Raw genomic sequence first — 16,567 nt, 5'->3', positions numbered from 1 at the left:
AGGTAACGGCCTTTTTAATGGAATGAGATTTAGGGAGTTAAGGTTTGAATAATGGCTGATGCTTTTAACAAACATTCTTCGTATTCGTCATGGGCATCAGCGGCATAAGTAATAGCGCCGCCGACCTGAAAAGACAAGTGTTTGCTGCTTTCCTGGTAGAAGATACTGCGGATGATGACATTAAAATCGAACTCAGCATTAGGGCTTATATAGCCGAAAGAACCGGAATATGAGCCTCTTTTACTCAATTCATATTTTTCTATCAATTGCATTGCCCGGATTTTGGGCGCACCTGTCATTGAGCCCATTGGAAAAGTATTCCTGATCGCTTCTACAAAATGTAAGTCTGGTGCCAGCTCACAGCTGATCGTAGAGATCATTTGATGCACTTGTGGGAAAGTATAAATTCCAAAAAGTTCTTCCACCTTAACGCTTCCTTTTAAGGCGCTTTTAGTGAGGTCGTTGCGCACCAGGTCTACAATCATCACGTTTTCTGCCTGTTCTTTTATATTTTCACTTAAAGCCTGTTTGATCTGCTCATCGGTATTGGCTTCCTGACTCCGTTTCGCTGTCCCTTTAATGGGCTGAGAGATCAGTTTGCTCGCTCGTTTGCAAAGAAATCTTTCCGGACTGGCGGAAAGGATATATTGATCGTAGATCTTAAAATAGCCTGCAAATGGGGTAGGGGAAAGGGCGTTGAGCTGTTCGAATACATATAAAGGATCAATCTCAGCGTTTTCGGCAAAGAACTCCTGACAATAAGTAACCTCGTAAATATCACCCCTGCTGATGTGCTGGTGCAGCTGTTTGATTTTCTCCAGATAACTATCTTTATTCATCGAAGCCTGGATAGCTAAAGCCGGATAAGTTTTTACCTCTGGAATTTCAAAACTGGAAATGGTTTCTAACAGCTGGTCATCACCAAAAATCACTTGTGCCTGACCATCTTTCCAGGCAATCAGATATTGAGGAACAAAGAAAAATAAATCAGGGAATTGGTGGAAGTCTGGATGATTGGATTGCAGCTGCTCATCTTCGTTTTTCAGGTCATAGCTGAATAAACCGAACATCCAGGTTTTGTGCTGTTCATAAAAAGCTTGTAAGGCTTCAAATGCGCCGCCGGTTTCTTTAGAAAGCACTTCTGTAGCTCCAGCAGCAATGATGAAATCGAATTTCCCGTAGGGGTCAGCATAATTATTAGAATCTAAACAGCAGCAGATTTCAAAAGTATTGGCCCAATGCAGTGCTTTACTCTTAAGTAACGATAATTCCAGATGGCTCATTTCGCTACAAAGGTAAGGGAAAACAGCCTATAAAAAAAGGCGGCCATTGGCCGCCTTCCTGATATATCTGAAGATAATTTCTAGATCAATTCTAAAGTTTGAACTCTATCTGGTCCGACAGACAGATATTTTACTGGTACTTCCAATTCTTTCTCTAAGAAAGCAATATAAGCGGAAAGTTTTGCAGGGATATCTGCTACCTGATTTACTTTAGTTACATCAGTTTTCCAACCTTCGATTGCTTTTAAAACAGGCGTAGGTTTTACAGAAATGATGTCGTATGGCATATAATCAATAGTCTCACCATTGTGCTCATAATGTGTACAGGCATAAATAGTATCAAAACCATCCAATACATCTGCTTTCATCATGATCAGCTCAGTTACACCATTTAACATGATCGCATATTTTAATGCAGGGATATCAATCCATCCGCAGCGACGGGCACGACCAGTTGTTGCACCGAATTCATGACCCACCTGACGTAGGTTTTCACCAACTTCGTCATCCAGTTCCGTAGGGAATGGACCACCACCAACACGTGTACAGTAAGCTTTGAAGATACCGTATACATTACCAATTCTGTTTGGCGCAATACCTAAACCAGTACAAGCACCAGCAGTAGTGGTGTTAGAAGAAGTTACAAATGGATAAGAACCGAAGTCGATGTCCAATAATGTTCCTTGTGCACCTTCTGCCAATACTTTCTTTCCTTCTTTAAGGAAACCATTTACATAATGCTCACTGTCTACATGAGGAATGGTTTTGATAAACTCAATCGCTTCAAAGAATGCAGCTTCTTTTTCCGTTAAATCGTATTCGAATTCATAATGAGAAAGAATCTCTTTATGTTTCTCTACCAATTTGTTGTAACGTTCCTTGAAATCAGGAAGGGTAGTATCACCTACTCTTAATCCATTACGACCGGTTTTGTCCATATAAGTTGGGCCAATACCTTTAAGTGTAGAACCGATTTTGTCCTTACCCATTTTTTGCTCATTTGCAGCATCCAATAACTGGTGCGTTGGTAAAATCAAATGTGCTTTACGGGCAATTACCAATTTCCCTTTGGCTACTGGATCATGTCCTGCAGCTTTTAGGTTGTCTAACTCTCTTTTTAGAATGATCGGGTCAATAACCACACCATTACCAATAAGATTCATTGTTTTTTCATTGAAAATACCTGATGGAATAGTATTTAAAACGAACTTTTTGCCATCAAACTCTAAAGTATGTCCGGCATTCGGACCGCCTTGAAAACGAGCTATCAAATCATATTGAGGACTTAATACATCAACAATTTTTCCCTTGCCTTCATCGCCCCATTGCAGGCCCAGAAGCACGTCTACTTGCGTCATTATTTAAATTTGAATATTATAAATTGGATATGTTAACTTGCATGTTTTACTTCGCTATTCTGATTGTTCATTGCATTTTTTGCAGTGCAATCGAAACAAACGCCATAAAGGTTCAGTGAGTGGTGTTTAATTTCAAACTTTAGCAAATCTCCGACCATGCTTTGTATCTGATGAATACGCGGATCGCAGAACTCTACTACTTTCCCGCAGTCAATACAAATGATATGGTCGTGCTGATGGTAGCCATAAGATTTCTCAAACTGCGCCATGTTTTTACCAAACTGATGTTTAGTAACCAGATCACAGGAAACCAATAGCTCTAAAGTGTTGTATACAGTAGCTCTACTGACACGATATTTTTGGTTTTTCATGTGGATATAGAGCGTCTCTACATCGAAATGGTCATCTCTGGAATATATTTCTTCTAAGATGGCAAAACGTTCCGGTGTTTTTCTCAGACTCTTATTTTCGAGGTAAGCTTCGAATATTTTTCTTACTAACTCGCTGTTGTGGTTTGTAGACATAGTTTTTAAACTCCTTTCAAAGGTACCAATTTTTATATAAACCTGTATGTTTTATTCGTTTTTTTAGGCATCAAAACGGGTAACTGCCGTCACGCCTTTTACTTCCAATAGATTTTTAATCAGGTTGTCTAAGTGTTCTTTATCATTTACATAAACCATAATGGAACCATCAAAGATGCCATTATCTGTGTCGACAGTAATAGAACGCATATTTACCTTGAAATCTCCGGAAATCACCTTCGTGATATTATTGATCAAACCTACGTCATCTATTCCAATAATATGCAATCCGGTTAAGAACGTGAGTTCCTGCTGACGGTTCCATTTGGCTTTGATCACACGGTATCCATAATTGGCCATCAGCTGTGCCGCATTCGGACAATTGGTACGGTGGATTTTGATCCCTTCATTTACGGTTACAAAACCAAAAACGTCATCCCCAGGAATGGGATTACAGCAGGCGGCAAGCGTATAATCAATCTTCTGCAGGTCTTCGCCAATCAAAAGAATATCTGATTCCGGCCCTTTTACTTTATTCAGTAAAGCTTCGATCTTTTGATTGTCGCTCTTCTCAGAAGAACCTCTGTTTTCAATCTCTTTTTCACTAGCCAGGTAATCTTTCAAGTCTTTCAACTCAATCTTTCCTTTCGCAACGGCGATGAAAAGCTCCTGTGTTGAAGGTAGTTTGAAGAAGTAAGTTAGCTTGTTCAGGTTGTCTGTATTGTAAGTAATCTTTAAGGATTTCAACTTACGCTCCAACGTTTCTTTACCCTGATCCGCAATTTTTCTTTTCTCTTCTTTTAAGGACGACTTGATCTTCGATTTGGCCTTCGCTGTTACCACAATATTCAGCCAATCTTCTTTTGGCGTCTGTTTGCTGGAAGTGATAATTTCTACCTGATCGCCATTCTGTAATTTGTAAGATAAAGGCACCAGTTTATGGTTCACTTTTGCCCCAATACATTTGGCACCTACATCGGTATGGATTTCAAAGGCAAAGTCTAAGGCAGTAGCACCCAGTGGCAGTTGAAGTAAAGCTCCTTTAGGGGTAAAGATGAAAATCTCATCCGAGAAAAGGTTCATTTTGAAGTCGTCCAGGAAGTCCAAAGCATTGGCTTCCGGATTGTTCAGCATTTCTCTTACCTTCATGATCCATTGATCCAGGCCATTATCATTGCTGGATTCTTTATATTTCCAGTGTGCTGCAAAACCTTTTTCTGCAATCTCATTCATCCGCTGTGTACGGATCTGAACTTCTACCCATTGGCCTTTAGGACCCATTACGGTAGTATGCAGAGATTCATAACCGTTTCCTTTTGGAGACGAAACCCAGTCGCGCAGACGATCAGGATTTGGACGGTATAAGTCGGTTACAATGGAATAAGCTTTCCAGCAATCTGCTTTTTCATTTTCCGGTGCACTGTCCAGAATGATCCTGATGGCGAAAAGGTCATATACTTCCTCAAAAGGAATATTTTTACTTTTCATCTTATTCCAAATGGAATGGATGGATTTCGGGCGACCGTAGATATCGGCCGTCAGTCCTTGTTCTGCCAGGATCTCATTGATCGGCTCCACAAACCTTTTGATAAATAAAGTCCTCTCGGCCTTTTTCTCATTCAGTTGTGTGGCAATATATTTATATGTGTCTGGCTCCAGATATTTCATGGAAAGATCTTCCAGCTCAGATTTAATTGCATATAATCCCAGGCGGTGGGCCAGGGGAGCATAAAGGTAAATGGTTTCTGAAGCGATTTTCAACTGCTTATGTCTGGGCATAAAGTCCATCGTCCGCATGTTGTGTAAACGATCCGCCAGTTTGATCAGAATTACCCGCACATCATCCGCCAGTGTCAGCAGCATCTTACGGAAATTCTCCGCCTGTAAAGAGCTGTTGTAATCAAAAACTCCTGATATTTTGGTTAGACCATCAATGATTTTGGCTGTTTTCTTGCCAAATTCACGCTCAATATCTTCCAATGTGATGTCCGTATCTTCTACAACATCATGTAATAAAGCGCATACAATCGAAGTGGTTCCTAGTCCGATCTCTTCTGCAGCAATCTGCGCAACAGCAATAGGGTGATAAATATAAGGCTCACCTGATTTTCTGCGCATGTTTTTATGGCTTTCTAATGCCATATCAAATGCTTTTCTGATTTCCTTTTTATCCCCCCTTTGAAGTGTTGGCTTACAGGCACGCAAAAGCGCTCGGTATCGCTTCAATATCTCTTGCTTCTCTGCTTCTAAATCAATCACTAGTGTGTTCTTCATCAATCTATAAATTGTTTTTCGGTAATGTTATTGGTTATGGATCGCTGTTCAAATGGCAAATGAACCTAAAATTTTACTTAAATACTAGTTTATTGCCCCTATACTTTTGTTAATATAAGCTTTTTGTAAAGATCCTATAGTGATACACAATAATTCCTCCAATTTTAAGTTTCTCTAAGTTATTCCTCCTGCGTTCTTAATCGATGATTTTGAGAAATGATCATTGGCATTTCATTTGTATTATTTACGCCAGGATGATAAGCTTTCCCTATGAAAATTTTATCTTAGAATAGTAATCAATTAATATATTAAATTGGCCTTTATTGAAGAGGTATAAATTTATGAAATTTTATAGGTTGTTTTTTCTGTCAATTGTCATGATTACAGCGGCTTCTGCTAAAGGGCAGACCGGTGCTGTGGCCGTGAAATACCCTGTATTGGGGAAAAACGACACCATTCGTGTGGCCTCCACAAATGAAAATGGCGAGATGATTCCATGGATTCCGCTTTCAGAAGTGACGATCTATGGTTATCGGATTTTTAAAACTCCTGAAGATCGAGCGGCTTACAACCGACTGCGTTACAATGTGATGAAGGTGATGCCTTATGCTTTGTATGCAAAGCGCAGGTATGAGCAGCTGGAGAAAGATCTTGCATTGGCAACAGATAAAAAGACGCAAAAGGGCCTGGTTAAACAGTGTGACAAAGAGATTAAAGACATGTTTAACAGGGAAATTAAGGAACTGACCATTTCTCAGGGACAGATTTTAACGAAGCTGATCGACCGGGAAGTAGGACGTACCACTTATGAAATTGTAAAAGAAACGAAAGGGGGCGTTACCGCCTTTTTATATCAGTCAGTAGCCAGAGTAGTTGGCCATAACCTAAAAAGTAAATACAATCCAACGGAAGAGCGGGACATTGAAGCGATCATTCTTTCTTCCGGATTTTATCAATAAAATATGTCGGATCAGCCAAAAAGTATACACCAGTTTAAGGTGAAATTGATCAATGGAAAAGAGAAGAACCTTTCAGATTATAAAAATAAAAACTTATTGATTGTCAATATTGCTTCGGGCTGTGGTTTTGCACCTCAGCTGAAGGAGTTACAGGAATTAAGGGAAGAGCTGAAATCTCAGGATTTTGAAGTATTAGCTTTTCCTTCTAATGATTTCGGCAGACAGGAACCTTTAGAGGGGGCTGGAATTCAGGAATTCTGCGAAGTAAATTATGGGGTGGAATTTCCTGTGTTTGAAAAAACGATGGTTAGAGGGGCACATGCGCATCCTTTGTACAAATTCCTGGGAGATAAAAAACTCAATGGAAATTTGACGTCTACACCTAGATGGAACTTCCACAAATACCTGATCAATAAAAAAGGAGAAGTGGTGGATTATTTCTTTCCTTTCACCAAACCATTGTCCAACAAAGTAAAAAAGAAAATCCAGCGACTGGGATAATCATCTCCCAAAGAATTATTAAACGTATGAAGTTAGATATATTAGTACTTGCCGTTCACCCGGACGACGCAGAATTAGGTTGTTCAGGAACAATAGCAAAACACATTGCCCTTGGAAAAAAAGTAGGGATTGTTGATTTTACCAGAGGTGAACTCGGCACCAGAGGTTCCGCAGAAATCAGAGATGAGGAAGCCGCAGATTCAGCTAAAATTTTAGGCCTCCATGCCCGTGAAAACCTGCGTTTCCGAGATGGTTTCTTTACCAATGACGAAGCACATCAATTGGCTATCATCAGAATGATCCGTAAATATCAACCAGAGCTCATTCTAACCAATGCCCTCCACGATAGACACCCAGATCATGGCCGTGCGGGTGATTTGAGCAATGACGCCTGCTTTCTATCGGGTTTGCCAAAGATCCATACAGAGCTGGATGGGATAGCTCAGGAGGCCTGGAGACCGAGGTTGGTGCTGCAATACATTCAGGACCGGTATATTGAACCTGACATTATTATAGACATTACCCCTTTTATTCAAACCAAAATAGATTCCATCAAGGCATTCAAAACACAGTTTTTTAATCCGGATCATGAAGAGCAGGAGACTTATATTTCCTCACCGGAATTTTTCGACAGCGTGATTGGACGTGCCCGTGAGTTTGGTAAATCTATCGGTGCGACTTATGGCGAAGGCTTTACTTCCCGTAAATTGTTGGGTGTAAATAACCTATTTGATTTAAGGTAATGCTTAAAAAACGTCTGCTGCTGCTTTGTCCTGCTGCAGCATTCTGATCAAAACTAACAAAATCGCCTTTTTGCTGTTTTTAATAGAAACAGCAAAATATGGCGAATATCTTCTCTTCCCTTAAAAATGCCTACACGCTTTTCAAAAGTGTAGATTTCCAGAAACTGGAGGCACTCTCTAAAAAGGTCGACCTGACTAAAATTGTAGATTCCGTAGCCAATCTTGATGAAACACAATTGCAGGGCCTGATGAAAATGATCGGGACACCGCATAAACATCGGGAACTACCGCCGATTGAAGGAGATTTTTACCACTTGGGCGATGAAGCTTTAAAAGCGGAAGACCGCGCCTTACAGCTTAAAGTAAGAGATTTTCTGGAGCGGGAAGTAAAACCTGTTGTCAATAAATACTGGCTGAAGGCAGAATTTCCTTTTGAACTGATTCCTGGAATTGCAGAACTCAACATCTGCGGCCTGACCTATAAAGGATACGGCTGTCCGAATAAATCAAATTTAATGGAGGGTATTCTGGCGATGGAATTGGCTAGAGTAGATACCTCTATGTCCACTTTTTTTGGCGTACAAAGCGGACTTGCGATGGGCTCGATCTATTTGCTGGGGTCAGAAGCCCAGCGAGAAGAATGGCTGCCCGGAATGCAGCAAATGAAAACTATCGGTGCTTTCGGATTAACAGAACCAGAAGTAGGATCCGGAGCAGCAGGGGGCTTAACCACTACAGCAAAGCGTCAGGGGAGTAAATGGATCTTAAACGGACAGAAGAAATGGATTGGCAATGCGCCTTTTTCTGATGTTACGATCATCTGGGCCAGAGACCTGGACGATCAGCAGGTAAAAGGCTTTCTCGTTAGAAAAGGGACCAAAGGCTTTGCAGTAGAGAAAATGATGGATAAAATGGCCCTCAGGATCGTACAAAATGGTTTGATCACGCTAAGCAACTGTGAAGTAGATGAGGTAGATCGCCTTCAAAATGCCAATTCTTTTAAAGATACGGCTAAGGTATTAAAAATGACCAGGGCAGGAGTGGCATGGCAGGCAGTAGGCTGCGCCCGGGGAGCCTATGAAAGTGCCTTACACTATACCAGAACCAGGAAGCAGTTTGGTAAACCTATTGCTTCTTTTCAATTGATTCAAAACCACCTGGTAGAAATGCTGTCGAATTTAACCGCTATGCAAACCCTTTGTTTCCGGCTGTCGCAGCTGCAGGATCAAAACCTATTAACCGACGAACACGCTTCTTTAGCGAAGGTGTTTTGTTCTATGCGAACCAGAGATGTGGTGAGCCGGGCTAGGGAAGTGATGGGCGGAAATGGGATTTTACTGGAGTATGATGTAGCGCGTTTCGTTGCAGATGCCGAAGCGATTTATTCTTACGAAGGAACTAAAGAAATCAATACTTTAATCGTAGGCAGGGCCATCACTGGCTTTTCTGCCTTTGTGTAAATCTCCTTAAATCAGGGCGGCTTAAAGAATGACCTAAAAGGAGGGTGATTTGAAGGGGTATTTGGTTAAGCTTGTATTGCCCATTGCACTTTTTTCATAAAGGGCAATACAAGCACCATTATAAGAAGGATCAAAGTTTATTTTTCCCGGGCTTAATTGATTGGGTACGGCTGTTCCTTTTAGAAAGAAGTAAACCTTGGTATTTCCGCCTTTATGATGGGGTTTAAAATTACCATAAGTCTCCATTTCAGACCAGACCGTGTCTTTTACGGTTACCGTAAATACGTATTGTATGGGGCCGGTATTATTTTCATTCCGGTAATGTGCGACCTCGGTAAACGCTCCTTTCAGATCGTCAATCCCCGGCTGGGTAAAAGTGCCTTTCATCATCCATCCCACTAACACTAAAATCAGTACACTCAGAAAAATATTAAACTTTTTATGACGCATTATAAAGTTGGTAAAATTTTATTCATAACCTCCATTCCTTCATCGATGTGCTTTTTCTCTATACAAAGCGCAGGTCTGAAACGGATGGTCTGGTTTCCACAACCTAAAAACATCACATTGTTTTCCATTCCTTTTTGGACAAAAGCATTGCGCATTTCTTTGCTTGGGAAATCAAAAGCACAAAGTAAGCCTTTTCCTCTTACATTGGTCACCTTATCATATTTTTGAGCAAATTGAGCCAGGTTTTCTTGTAAATACTGACCAACAACGGTGGCATTATTACAAAGCTGATCTTCTTCAACGATTTGCAGGATCTGAGTAGAACGCACCATGTCTACCAGATTACCACCCCAGGTGGAGTTGATCCTTGAGGGTACATGGAACACATTGTTCTCTATCTGATCTACTTTATGGCCTACCAAAATCCCACAGATCTGCATTTTTTTACCGAAGACAAGGATATCCGGACGTGCCTTTTCAGTAAAATGCTGGTGACACCAGAATTTACCCGTTAGGCCTACACCTGTTTGTACTTCATCATAAATCAAAAAGGCATCATTTTCATCGGCAAGGGTTTTCAATTGAATCAAAAACTCTTCCCGCAAATGATTATCGCCACCCTCAGATTGAATCGGTTCCACGATGATGGCACAGATCTCATCTTTATTTTCTGCAAAAGCTTGCTTAATCTGGGCAATGGAAGCTTCTTCTGTCGAAATTGCTTTCTCCAGATTTTCATCCTGCAGAGGGAATTTAACGGTAGGCACAGCAACTCTTGGCCAGTCGAACTTCGCAAACCATTTGGTCTTGTCGGGCAGGGTATTGGTTAAACTCAGCGTATAACCCGTCCGGCCATGAAATGCTTTCTCAAAATGAAGCACTTTAAACCCTTTCTCTTCTTTATAACCCTTGGCAAAGTTCTTTTGAACTTTCCAGTCCATCGCTACTTTTATCGCATTTTCTACCGCTAAGCCACCACCGGCAATAAAAAAAGCATGAGGAAGATAGGAAGGAATACCAATTTTTGAGAATGTAGCTACAAATTGCGCATAGTGCTGTGTGTAAACATCAGAGTTGGAAGGATTGGCTAAAGCAGCCAGCAACAGGTTCTCCAGAAACACTTCATCATTGACCATTTTAGGATGGTTATATCCCAAGGGAACTGATGCAAAACAAGTAAAGAAATCTAATAATTTCCGATTGTATTTTGAATCGTAGATATAAGATCCATGGCTTTTTTCCATATCATAGGTGAGGTCTAAACCATCTGCTAAAATATGTTTGCTTAAAGTCTCTTTTACCTGACCTGGGCTTACCGTTAGTTCATACATAAATTCTATATTTTGGTGTAATCAAATTTAACAAAATGTGCCAAAGAAACAAGTGCAGGCGGTTTTTACTGCAAAAATGAAAAATCATACTTTAAACAGTTTAAAGTATGATTTTGGTATAGATCGACTTTTGGTCTAGTAAATATTGTTGTTTTAATCCTTCAATCCTTTTCCATTTATAATGCTCGGCATACACTTTTCTATTCTTGCTTCCCGGGTTTTAGATTGTTTTGGAGCAGCAAAATAAAGCAGGTAGGCCCGCTGCCTTCCAGGAGTCAGGTTGTTGAACGCCGTATTCAAGGCAGGGATTTCTTTTAATTTATGCTGAAATTCCTGCGCAATCGGAAATTCGGCAGTTTCTTTTAAATCTACTTTCAGTCCGGCCTTTTCTACTGCAATCGCCTCATGGATATAAGATTTTATGAGGGCTTGCTGCGCAATGATTTCAAGAGCGTTTGTGAAACGGATCTGGCGTGCGGCCTGTACATTTTTAGTTTGCTGGATGAGCAGGCCATGGTCATTGTTTAAAAGGGCTCCTTTGAAAAATAAAAGCGCACAATAGGCTTTAAATGTATGAATCAGCACGATGTTTTTTTCCTGGAAGCTATAGCAGGGACTGCCCCACTTCAATTCTTCCTGGAGACCGCAATCGAGAACAATCTTTCTCAATTGCAGCAGTGCTTCGGACCATTTATTGGCCTGATTAAAATAGAAGTCTGCCTGAGGATTCATAATGCATTTTCTTTTGTAGATTTAGACCCTTAACGAACCACGGAATGCTCTTGCAGCATAATAAGATTGCGCACCATTATGGTATATAAAAACGGTGTCGTAGCGGCGATCGCCAAAAATGGCACCACCAAGTGTTCTGATGCTGGCTGGTGTTTGCAGCCAGCTCGAAGTTTTCAGATCGAAATTCCCGAGTTGCTGCAGTTCCCGGTATTGTGCTTCCGTTAACAGTTCAATGCCCATTGCTGCTGCCATATCTACCACATTGTTTTCCGGTTTATGTTCTTTCCTGGACTCCAGTGCTTCATAATCGTAGCAAAGACTTCTACGGCCTTTTGGGGTTTCAGCAGCACAATCATAAAAGATGTACTCATCTGTCTGCGGGTCATAAGCGACTACATCCGGTTCACCACCTGTGCTTTCCATTTCATCCAGCGACCACAGTTTTTCCGGGCGGCTTTCCAGTTTTGCCTGTACTTTTGCCCAGTCTATACCTTGATGACGGTTTTTGTTTTTCTCAAAGCGAACACTCAATAAGTTCAATAGTGCTTCACGCTGAGTGATCGATAATTCCTTTTTAGGCTTGCTCATATCTATAGTTGCTTATACCTTTATAAATATACTGAATTAACTTTTCTATCATTTATTTGAGTTTGGCCAGGATTTCCTGAAGTCGGTTATGTGCAAAGTTCAGTCCTGGTGCAAAACCGATTTTTAGCATTTTGTCCCTTAATTCGACCGATTTATAGACGATGTGCATCGTCAGTTTACTGCTGTCCTCTCCAAGTTTTTCAAATGATAAGAATTCTAGCTGAACCTCAAATGGGCTGTTTTCCATTTCAAATGTCCGGGTGATTTTTTCGTTTGGAATCACCTCATGAATTGTTCCATTGGCTTGAAATACTACATTTCCTGAGGCATCGCTGGTTTCAAACCGATAGCTGCCATGTTTTTTATTGTCGAGCTTAACTACTTTCGTTCCCATCCATTGCGCTACAATTTCGGGTACATCGTAAGCTTTGAAAAGTAATGCCACTGGTAATTCAAACTCCCTGGTAATTACTAATTCCTGCTGGCCATCTTCGGCATGAACTTTCGTTTTTTGTTCCATGTTATTCGTTTTTATAGTTTTTCATGATGTTTTCCAATTTGTTGAAACGTTCTTCCCACATTTTGCGGAATGGCTCGATATAGTCGGCCACTTCTTTCATTTTTTCTGGATTAATGTGATAGTGAATTTCTCTGCCGGTCTGTTCTTGTTTGAGGAGTTCACAGGCCGTGAGTATTTGTAAATGCTTTGAAACCGTTGGTCTGGCGGTATCAAAATTAGCAGCTATCGCTCCGGCACTCATGGATTGTGTGGCAAGCAAGACCAGTATAGCTCTTCTTGTGGGGTCTGCTATGGCCTGAAATACATCTCGTCTTAAATTCATTGTGTAGTCATTTGACTACTAATTTAAGTGTAGTTATTTAACTACACAAGTGTTTGCTGATTTTATTTTGAAATTTTTTAATTATGTGTTTGTGATACAGTGTGATAGTGGTTGTTTTAGTTGTGGGCTCTGGAAACTATTCCTTCCGGTGCTTGTTTTTATCTCTAAGGTGACATAGCATACTTTAACTCAACTCTATAATTATGCAAATTGAAGTAAAAGAACCTGGAACAGGGGTTTTATTGCTCCTGGATGCTAAATCTGAAAACTATCAGGGAAAGCATGGAATGAGAATTAGATACCCGAACGGTGCTAGTTTTTTTATTGTTGCCCAATCAGGGGCCTGGCGGTCTGCCGATCATCACCATGTGGCTCCCAGGTTCCTCATCAATATAGGAATGGCCATTGAAGGAAGAAAATTAACTGAGCAATTGGTAGATCAATCAAATATATAACTGCTGAAGATGAGTCTTACTGAATACGAAAAGAAACGTTCATTTGCAGATACTCCTGAACCTCAGGGAGGGAAAGGAACTGGGAAAAGTCTGCGTTTTGTGATCCAGAAGCATGATGCTTCCCACCTTCATTATGATTTTCGCTTAGAAATGGATGGTGTGCTGAAAAGCTGGGCCGTTCCAAAAGGCCCGGCTATGGATCCGGAAATCAAGCGTTTGGCGATGATGGTGGAAGATCATCCTTATGATTACCGGAATTTCGAAGGCATTATTCCTAAAGGACAGTATGGCGGCGGAACGGTGATCGTATGGGATGAGGGAACATATGTGCCTTTTGAGCCGGAAACCGATGATCTAAAAAAACAGGAAAAGCAGCTGCTCCATCAATTGCATAGCGGTAAACTCAAATTTATTCTCAGCGGGGAAAAGCTGAAAGGGGCTTTTGCATTGATAAAAGCTTATGGTAAGGGTGAAAATACCTGGCTGCTGATGAAGTTGGAGGATAAATATGCGCAGACGGAAGATATACTGTTAAAAGATAAATCGGTGATTTCCAGGAAAAGCATTGCACAAATGGAAAAGCAGCCGGATCGGGTATACGGAAAAGCGAAACCTCCGAAAGCTAAGCCCTCGGATCCTAAACCTGAAAAAATAAGTAAAGCCTTAAATAAGGAAGCCAAAACCATCCTGTCTGCTGGAAAAAAACTGCTAAGCTTAGTAAAAAAGGGAACCAAAGCCCCTTTCTTTGATCATGTGCAGCCCATGCTGGCTACCCTGGTGGATGAAGCATTTGACGAGCCAGGCTGGCTTTATGAGATCAAATGGGATGGTTATCGTGCCCTCGCTTTCATGCAGGATTCCAAAATTGAGCTTAAATCCCGCAATGATAAACCTTATAACGAGCGGTTTTACCCCATATATGAGGCCTTGAAAGAATGGGGAGTAAATGCAGTGCTGGATGGCGAGGTCCTGGTGCTGAATGAAAAAGGTACGGCTAATTTTGGGGCCTTGCAAAATTGGCACAATGAAACAGATGGAGCTCTGAGGTATTACGTTTTCGATATCTTATGGTATGATGGTTATGATTTAAGAGGGCTTCCGCTGGTGGATCGAAAAGCAATTCTTGCAGAAATTATTCCCGCTTCATCGCTAATTTTATTGAGTAAAGATTTTGAAACTTCGGGCATCGATTTCCTGGAGGCTGCGAAACGCGCCGGTCTGGAGGGCATTATGGCGAAACGCATGGACAGCAAGTACCATACTGGAAATCGTACGCAGGATTGGCTAAAGATTAAAGCCAATCATCGACAGGAAGTCGTAATTGGCGGTTACACTAGAAATGAAGACAGTCCGAAACCCTTCAGTTCTTTACTTGTTGGGGTATTTGAAAAGGGAAAATTGAACTATATCGGGAAGATTGGAACTGGTTTCAGTGTAAAAACACAGCAGGAGATGCTGGCGCAGTTCGAGCCCCTGGTAATAGATAAGAGCCCCTTTGCGACCAAACCAGATGTCAATAAAACCAGTCCTTTCCGATACGATCCATTGAATGCAACAGCTACCTGGTTGAAGCCTAAACTGATTTGTGAAGTCAGCTTTGCTGAACTCACAGCAGATGGACTGATGAGGCACCCTTCTTTTGAAGGAATGCGATCCGACAAAGATCCGAAAGCGGTATTACTGGAAGCGGCAGCACATCCGGACACCCTGATTTATAAAAATATAATGGAAGCAGCTAAGAAAAATATAAGCAAAAAGAAAAGTAAAGAAAAAGATAAAAATTCCATTCTGGATACCCCTAAAGCTGAGGGCGCAAACATTTTACTGGCTGCTGAAGAAGAGACGCAGGTAAAAAAAATAAACGGACACAGTGTAAAGTTCAGTAACCTCAGCAAAATATATTGGCCAGTGGAAAAGATCACCAAGCGGGATATGATCAATTATTACCATGAAATGGCCACTTTCATATTGCCTTATCTGCTGGATCGGCCGCAATCTTTAAATCGTTATCCAAATGGGATTACAGGAGGAAGTTTTTACCAGAAGGATGTGACAGGAAAAGTTCCGGAATGGATAAAAACCTATTTGTACCATGCGGAAGGGGATGATACCGACAAACATTTTTTAGTGGGCAATGATGAGGCGACATTATTGTATATGGCTAGTTTAGGTTGTATTGAGCTGCATCCCTGGAGCAGTACGATAAAAAAGCCTGACCATCCAACCTGGTGCATCATCGATCTTGACCCTGGGAAAAATTCTTTTGAGCAGGTAATTGAGGCAGCGCAAGTTACTAAAGCTGTTTTAGACGGGATGGGAGTGCCCTCATACTGTAAAACCAGTGGATCTACAGGGCTGCACATATACATCCCCATGGCCAATAGGTACACCTATGAACAGAGTAAAGAATTTGCCAGAGTTATCGTTACACTCGTTAACCGCGAGTTGCCAAAATTCACCAGTCTGGAACGGGTAGTTGCCAATCGGAGGGGTAAAATGTACCTTGACTTCTTGCAAAACAGGCCACAGGCTACCATTGCAGCACCTTATTCCCTTCGTCCGAAACCTGGGGCAACCGTTTCCATGCCCTTACATTGGGAGGAAGTAAAAAAAGGCCTGCAGATGAAAGATTTTACCATTTTCAATGCGGTAGCCAGAGCAAATGAAATGGGCGATATTTTTAGGCCGGTACTGGGAAAAGGAATCGACCTAATGGCGGTTATTAAAAACAATAAAAGCGAAGACCTGTTATTGGAGTAATTGTAGGAACCGGTTTTTAATTGATTTTTTAAATAGAAAATTAACAGAATGGGAAAGATAGAAGAACCATGGGAACCCTTTGATATTCAGGTGTTGATCGAAGGGAAGTGGGAACGATTATTAGTGATTCCCGATCGGGAAGAACCAAAATATGAATTGTTTGATCAGCAAACTTCAGTAGGCCTGGTATGGCCAGAAAAAACTGCCCAGGGCAAGGTATGGTGTGCCGAGGGCTTGATCGCCAAAGCGCTGGTGGATCAGGCCGGAGAACAAATTGATCAGTATTATTTAAATAAACCCGAATAAC

Annotated in this window: 17 protein-coding genes; 7 read left to right on the top strand and 10 right to left on the bottom strand. The window is 41.2% G+C overall.

What is annotated here, in order from left to right; all coding sequences use genetic code 11:
- Nucleotides 1-29 precede the first annotated feature (29 nt).
- From AQ505_RS21680 to AQ505_RS21665, 4 genes are all read right to left on the bottom strand, one after another.
- Nucleotides 30-1,283, bottom strand: a complete 1,254-nt coding sequence (locus AQ505_RS21680) for an anthranilate synthase component I family protein (RefSeq protein ID WP_062550112.1) — start codon at nucleotides 1,281-1,283, stop codon at nucleotides 30-32.
- Between the two features lie 80 nt (nucleotides 1,284-1,363).
- The gene (locus AQ505_RS21675) at nucleotides 1,364-2,641 is read right to left on the bottom strand and encodes an adenylosuccinate synthase (RefSeq protein WP_062550111.1); all 1,278 of its coding nucleotides are present in this window, start codon (nucleotides 2,639-2,641) and stop codon (nucleotides 1,364-1,366) included.
- Nucleotides 2,642-2,673: 32 nt separating this feature from the next.
- Nucleotides 2,674-3,165, bottom strand: coding sequence for a Fur family transcriptional regulator (locus AQ505_RS21670; protein WP_062550110.1), 492 nt, complete (start codon nucleotides 3,163-3,165; stop codon nucleotides 2,674-2,676).
- Between the two features lie 63 nt (nucleotides 3,166-3,228).
- Nucleotides 3,229-5,439 (bottom strand): RelA/SpoT family protein, encoded by a 2,211-nt coding sequence (locus AQ505_RS21665; protein ID WP_062550109.1) that lies wholly within the window; start codon nucleotides 5,437-5,439, stop codon nucleotides 3,229-3,231.
- 341 nt (nucleotides 5,440-5,780) lie between these two features.
- Between AQ505_RS21665 and AQ505_RS21660 the strand changes: the two genes are divergently transcribed.
- From AQ505_RS21660 to AQ505_RS21645, 4 genes are all read left to right on the top strand, one after another.
- Entirely contained in the window at nucleotides 5,781-6,398 is a 618-nt protein-coding gene (locus tag AQ505_RS21660; protein WP_062550108.1) for a DUF4294 domain-containing protein, read from the top strand.
- Between the two features lie 3 nt (nucleotides 6,399-6,401).
- The gene (locus AQ505_RS21655) at nucleotides 6,402-6,899 is read left to right on the top strand and encodes a glutathione peroxidase (protein ID WP_062550107.1); all 498 of its coding nucleotides are present in this window, start codon (nucleotides 6,402-6,404) and stop codon (nucleotides 6,897-6,899) included.
- Between the two features lie 26 nt (nucleotides 6,900-6,925).
- Entirely contained in the window at nucleotides 6,926-7,642 is a 717-nt protein-coding gene (gene bshB1 / locus AQ505_RS21650) for a bacillithiol biosynthesis deacetylase BshB1 (protein WP_062550106.1), read from the top strand.
- A gap of 98 nt (nucleotides 7,643-7,740) precedes the next feature.
- Nucleotides 7,741-9,102: an acyl-CoA dehydrogenase family protein gene (locus AQ505_RS21645; RefSeq protein WP_062550105.1), complete on the top strand. Its 1,362-nt coding sequence runs from the start codon at nucleotides 7,741-7,743 to the stop codon at nucleotides 9,100-9,102.
- A 33-nt stretch (nucleotides 9,103-9,135) separates the two neighbouring features.
- On the opposite strand, the gene AQ505_RS21640 is transcribed toward AQ505_RS21645, so the two are convergent.
- The 6 genes from AQ505_RS21640 to AQ505_RS21615 form a co-directional block, all read right to left on the bottom strand.
- Nucleotides 9,136-9,552 carry a hypothetical protein gene (locus tag AQ505_RS21640; protein ID WP_062550104.1) on the bottom strand — a complete coding sequence of 139 codons (417 nt, stop codon included), beginning with the start codon at nucleotides 9,550-9,552 and terminating at the stop codon, nucleotides 9,136-9,138.
- A complete protein-coding gene (gene lat, locus AQ505_RS21635; RefSeq protein WP_082461675.1) occupies nucleotides 9,552-10,883 on the bottom strand; it encodes an L-lysine 6-transaminase in 1,332 nt (443 codons plus the stop codon). Before lat ends, AQ505_RS21640 begins: the two co-directional genes overlap by 1 nt.
- A 153-nt stretch (nucleotides 10,884-11,036) precedes the next feature.
- Nucleotides 11,037-11,615 (bottom strand): YdeI/OmpD-associated family protein, encoded by a 579-nt coding sequence (locus AQ505_RS21630; protein ID WP_062550102.1) that lies wholly within the window; start codon nucleotides 11,613-11,615, stop codon nucleotides 11,037-11,039.
- 21 nt (nucleotides 11,616-11,636) lie between these two features.
- Nucleotides 11,637-12,203, bottom strand: a complete 567-nt coding sequence (locus AQ505_RS21625; RefSeq protein ID WP_062550101.1) for a DUF4256 domain-containing protein — start codon at nucleotides 12,201-12,203, stop codon at nucleotides 11,637-11,639.
- Between the two features lie 52 nt (nucleotides 12,204-12,255).
- Entirely contained in the window at nucleotides 12,256-12,723 is a 468-nt protein-coding gene (locus AQ505_RS21620) for an SRPBCC domain-containing protein (protein WP_062550100.1), read from the bottom strand.
- A gap of 1 nt (nucleotide 12,724) precedes the next feature.
- On the bottom strand, nucleotides 12,725-13,045 hold the full coding sequence (locus tag AQ505_RS21615) for an ArsR/SmtB family transcription factor (protein WP_062550099.1): 321 nt from the start codon (nucleotides 13,043-13,045) through the stop codon (nucleotides 12,725-12,727).
- Between the two features lie 203 nt (nucleotides 13,046-13,248).
- Here AQ505_RS21615 and AQ505_RS21610 point away from each other — a divergent pair, with 203 nt between their 5' ends.
- Genes AQ505_RS21610 through AQ505_RS21600 form a run of 3 tightly spaced genes read left to right on the top strand, consistent with a single transcriptional unit; the run spans nucleotide 13,249 to nucleotide 16,566 of the window.
- Entirely contained in the window at nucleotides 13,249-13,500 is a 252-nt protein-coding gene (locus AQ505_RS21610; RefSeq protein ID WP_062550098.1) for a hypothetical protein, read from the top strand.
- A 9-nt stretch (nucleotides 13,501-13,509) separates the two neighbouring features.
- Nucleotides 13,510-16,260 (top strand): DNA ligase D, encoded by a 2,751-nt coding sequence (ligD, locus tag AQ505_RS21605; RefSeq protein ID WP_062550097.1) that lies wholly within the window; start codon nucleotides 13,510-13,512, stop codon nucleotides 16,258-16,260.
- A 48-nt stretch (nucleotides 16,261-16,308) separates the two neighbouring features.
- Nucleotides 16,309-16,566: a hypothetical protein gene (locus AQ505_RS21600; RefSeq protein ID WP_062550096.1), complete on the top strand. Its 258-nt coding sequence runs from the start codon at nucleotides 16,309-16,311 to the stop codon at nucleotides 16,564-16,566.
- The last annotated feature ends 1 nt before the right edge of the window (nucleotide 16,567 follow it).

Origin of the sequence: Pedobacter sp. PACM 27299 (assembly GCF_001412655.1) — a bacterium.
GTDB lineage: Bacteria > Bacteroidota > Bacteroidia > Sphingobacteriales > Sphingobacteriaceae > Pedobacter.
This window is presented reverse-complemented; position numbering and strand designations above follow the sequence as displayed.

What these genes read in the sequence shown, in the direction of transcription:
- AQ505_RS21620 (WP_062550100.1), bottom strand. Translation starts at nt 12,723, where the DNA reads ATGGAACAAAAAACGAAAGTTCATGCCGAAGATGGCCAGCAGGAATTA.
- AQ505_RS21615 (WP_062550099.1), bottom strand. Translation starts at nt 13,045, where the DNA reads ATGAATTTAAGACGAGATGTATTTCAGGCCATAGCAGACCCCACAAGA.
- AQ505_RS21655 (WP_062550107.1), top strand. Translation starts at nt 6,402, where the DNA reads ATGTCGGATCAGCCAAAAAGTATACACCAGTTTAAGGTGAAATTGATC.
- AQ505_RS21675 (WP_062550111.1), bottom strand. Translation starts at nt 2,641, where the DNA reads ATGACGCAAGTAGACGTGCTTCTGGGCCTGCAATGGGGCGATGAAGGC.
- AQ505_RS21670 (WP_062550110.1), bottom strand. Translation starts at nt 3,165, where the DNA reads ATGTCTACAAACCACAACAGCGAGTTAGTAAGAAAAATATTCGAAGCT.
- AQ505_RS21630 (WP_062550102.1), bottom strand. Translation starts at nt 11,615, where the DNA reads ATGAATCCTCAGGCAGACTTCTATTTTAATCAGGCCAATAAATGGTCC.
- AQ505_RS21645 (WP_062550105.1), top strand. Translation starts at nt 7,741, where the DNA reads ATGGCGAATATCTTCTCTTCCCTTAAAAATGCCTACACGCTTTTCAAA.
- AQ505_RS21600 (WP_062550096.1), top strand. Translation starts at nt 16,309, where the DNA reads ATGGGAAAGATAGAAGAACCATGGGAACCCTTTGATATTCAGGTGTTG.
- AQ505_RS21680 (WP_062550112.1), bottom strand. Translation starts at nt 1,283, where the DNA reads ATGAGCCATCTGGAATTATCGTTACTTAAGAGTAAAGCACTGCATTGG.
- AQ505_RS21610 (WP_062550098.1), top strand. Translation starts at nt 13,249, where the DNA reads ATGCAAATTGAAGTAAAAGAACCTGGAACAGGGGTTTTATTGCTCCTG.
- AQ505_RS21625 (WP_062550101.1), bottom strand. Translation starts at nt 12,203, where the DNA reads ATGAGCAAGCCTAAAAAGGAATTATCGATCACTCAGCGTGAAGCACTA.
- ligD (WP_062550097.1), top strand. Translation starts at nt 13,510, where the DNA reads ATGAGTCTTACTGAATACGAAAAGAAACGTTCATTTGCAGATACTCCT.
- bshB1 (WP_062550106.1), top strand. Translation starts at nt 6,926, where the DNA reads ATGAAGTTAGATATATTAGTACTTGCCGTTCACCCGGACGACGCAGAA.
- AQ505_RS21665 (WP_062550109.1), bottom strand. Translation starts at nt 5,439, where the DNA reads ATGAAGAACACACTAGTGATTGATTTAGAAGCAGAGAAGCAAGAGATA.
- lat (WP_082461675.1), bottom strand. Translation starts at nt 10,883, where the DNA reads ATGTATGAACTAACGGTAAGCCCAGGTCAGGTAAAAGAGACTTTAAGC.
- AQ505_RS21660 (WP_062550108.1), top strand. Translation starts at nt 5,781, where the DNA reads ATGAAATTTTATAGGTTGTTTTTTCTGTCAATTGTCATGATTACAGCG.
- AQ505_RS21640 (WP_062550104.1), bottom strand. Translation starts at nt 9,552, where the DNA reads ATGCGTCATAAAAAGTTTAATATTTTTCTGAGTGTACTGATTTTAGTG.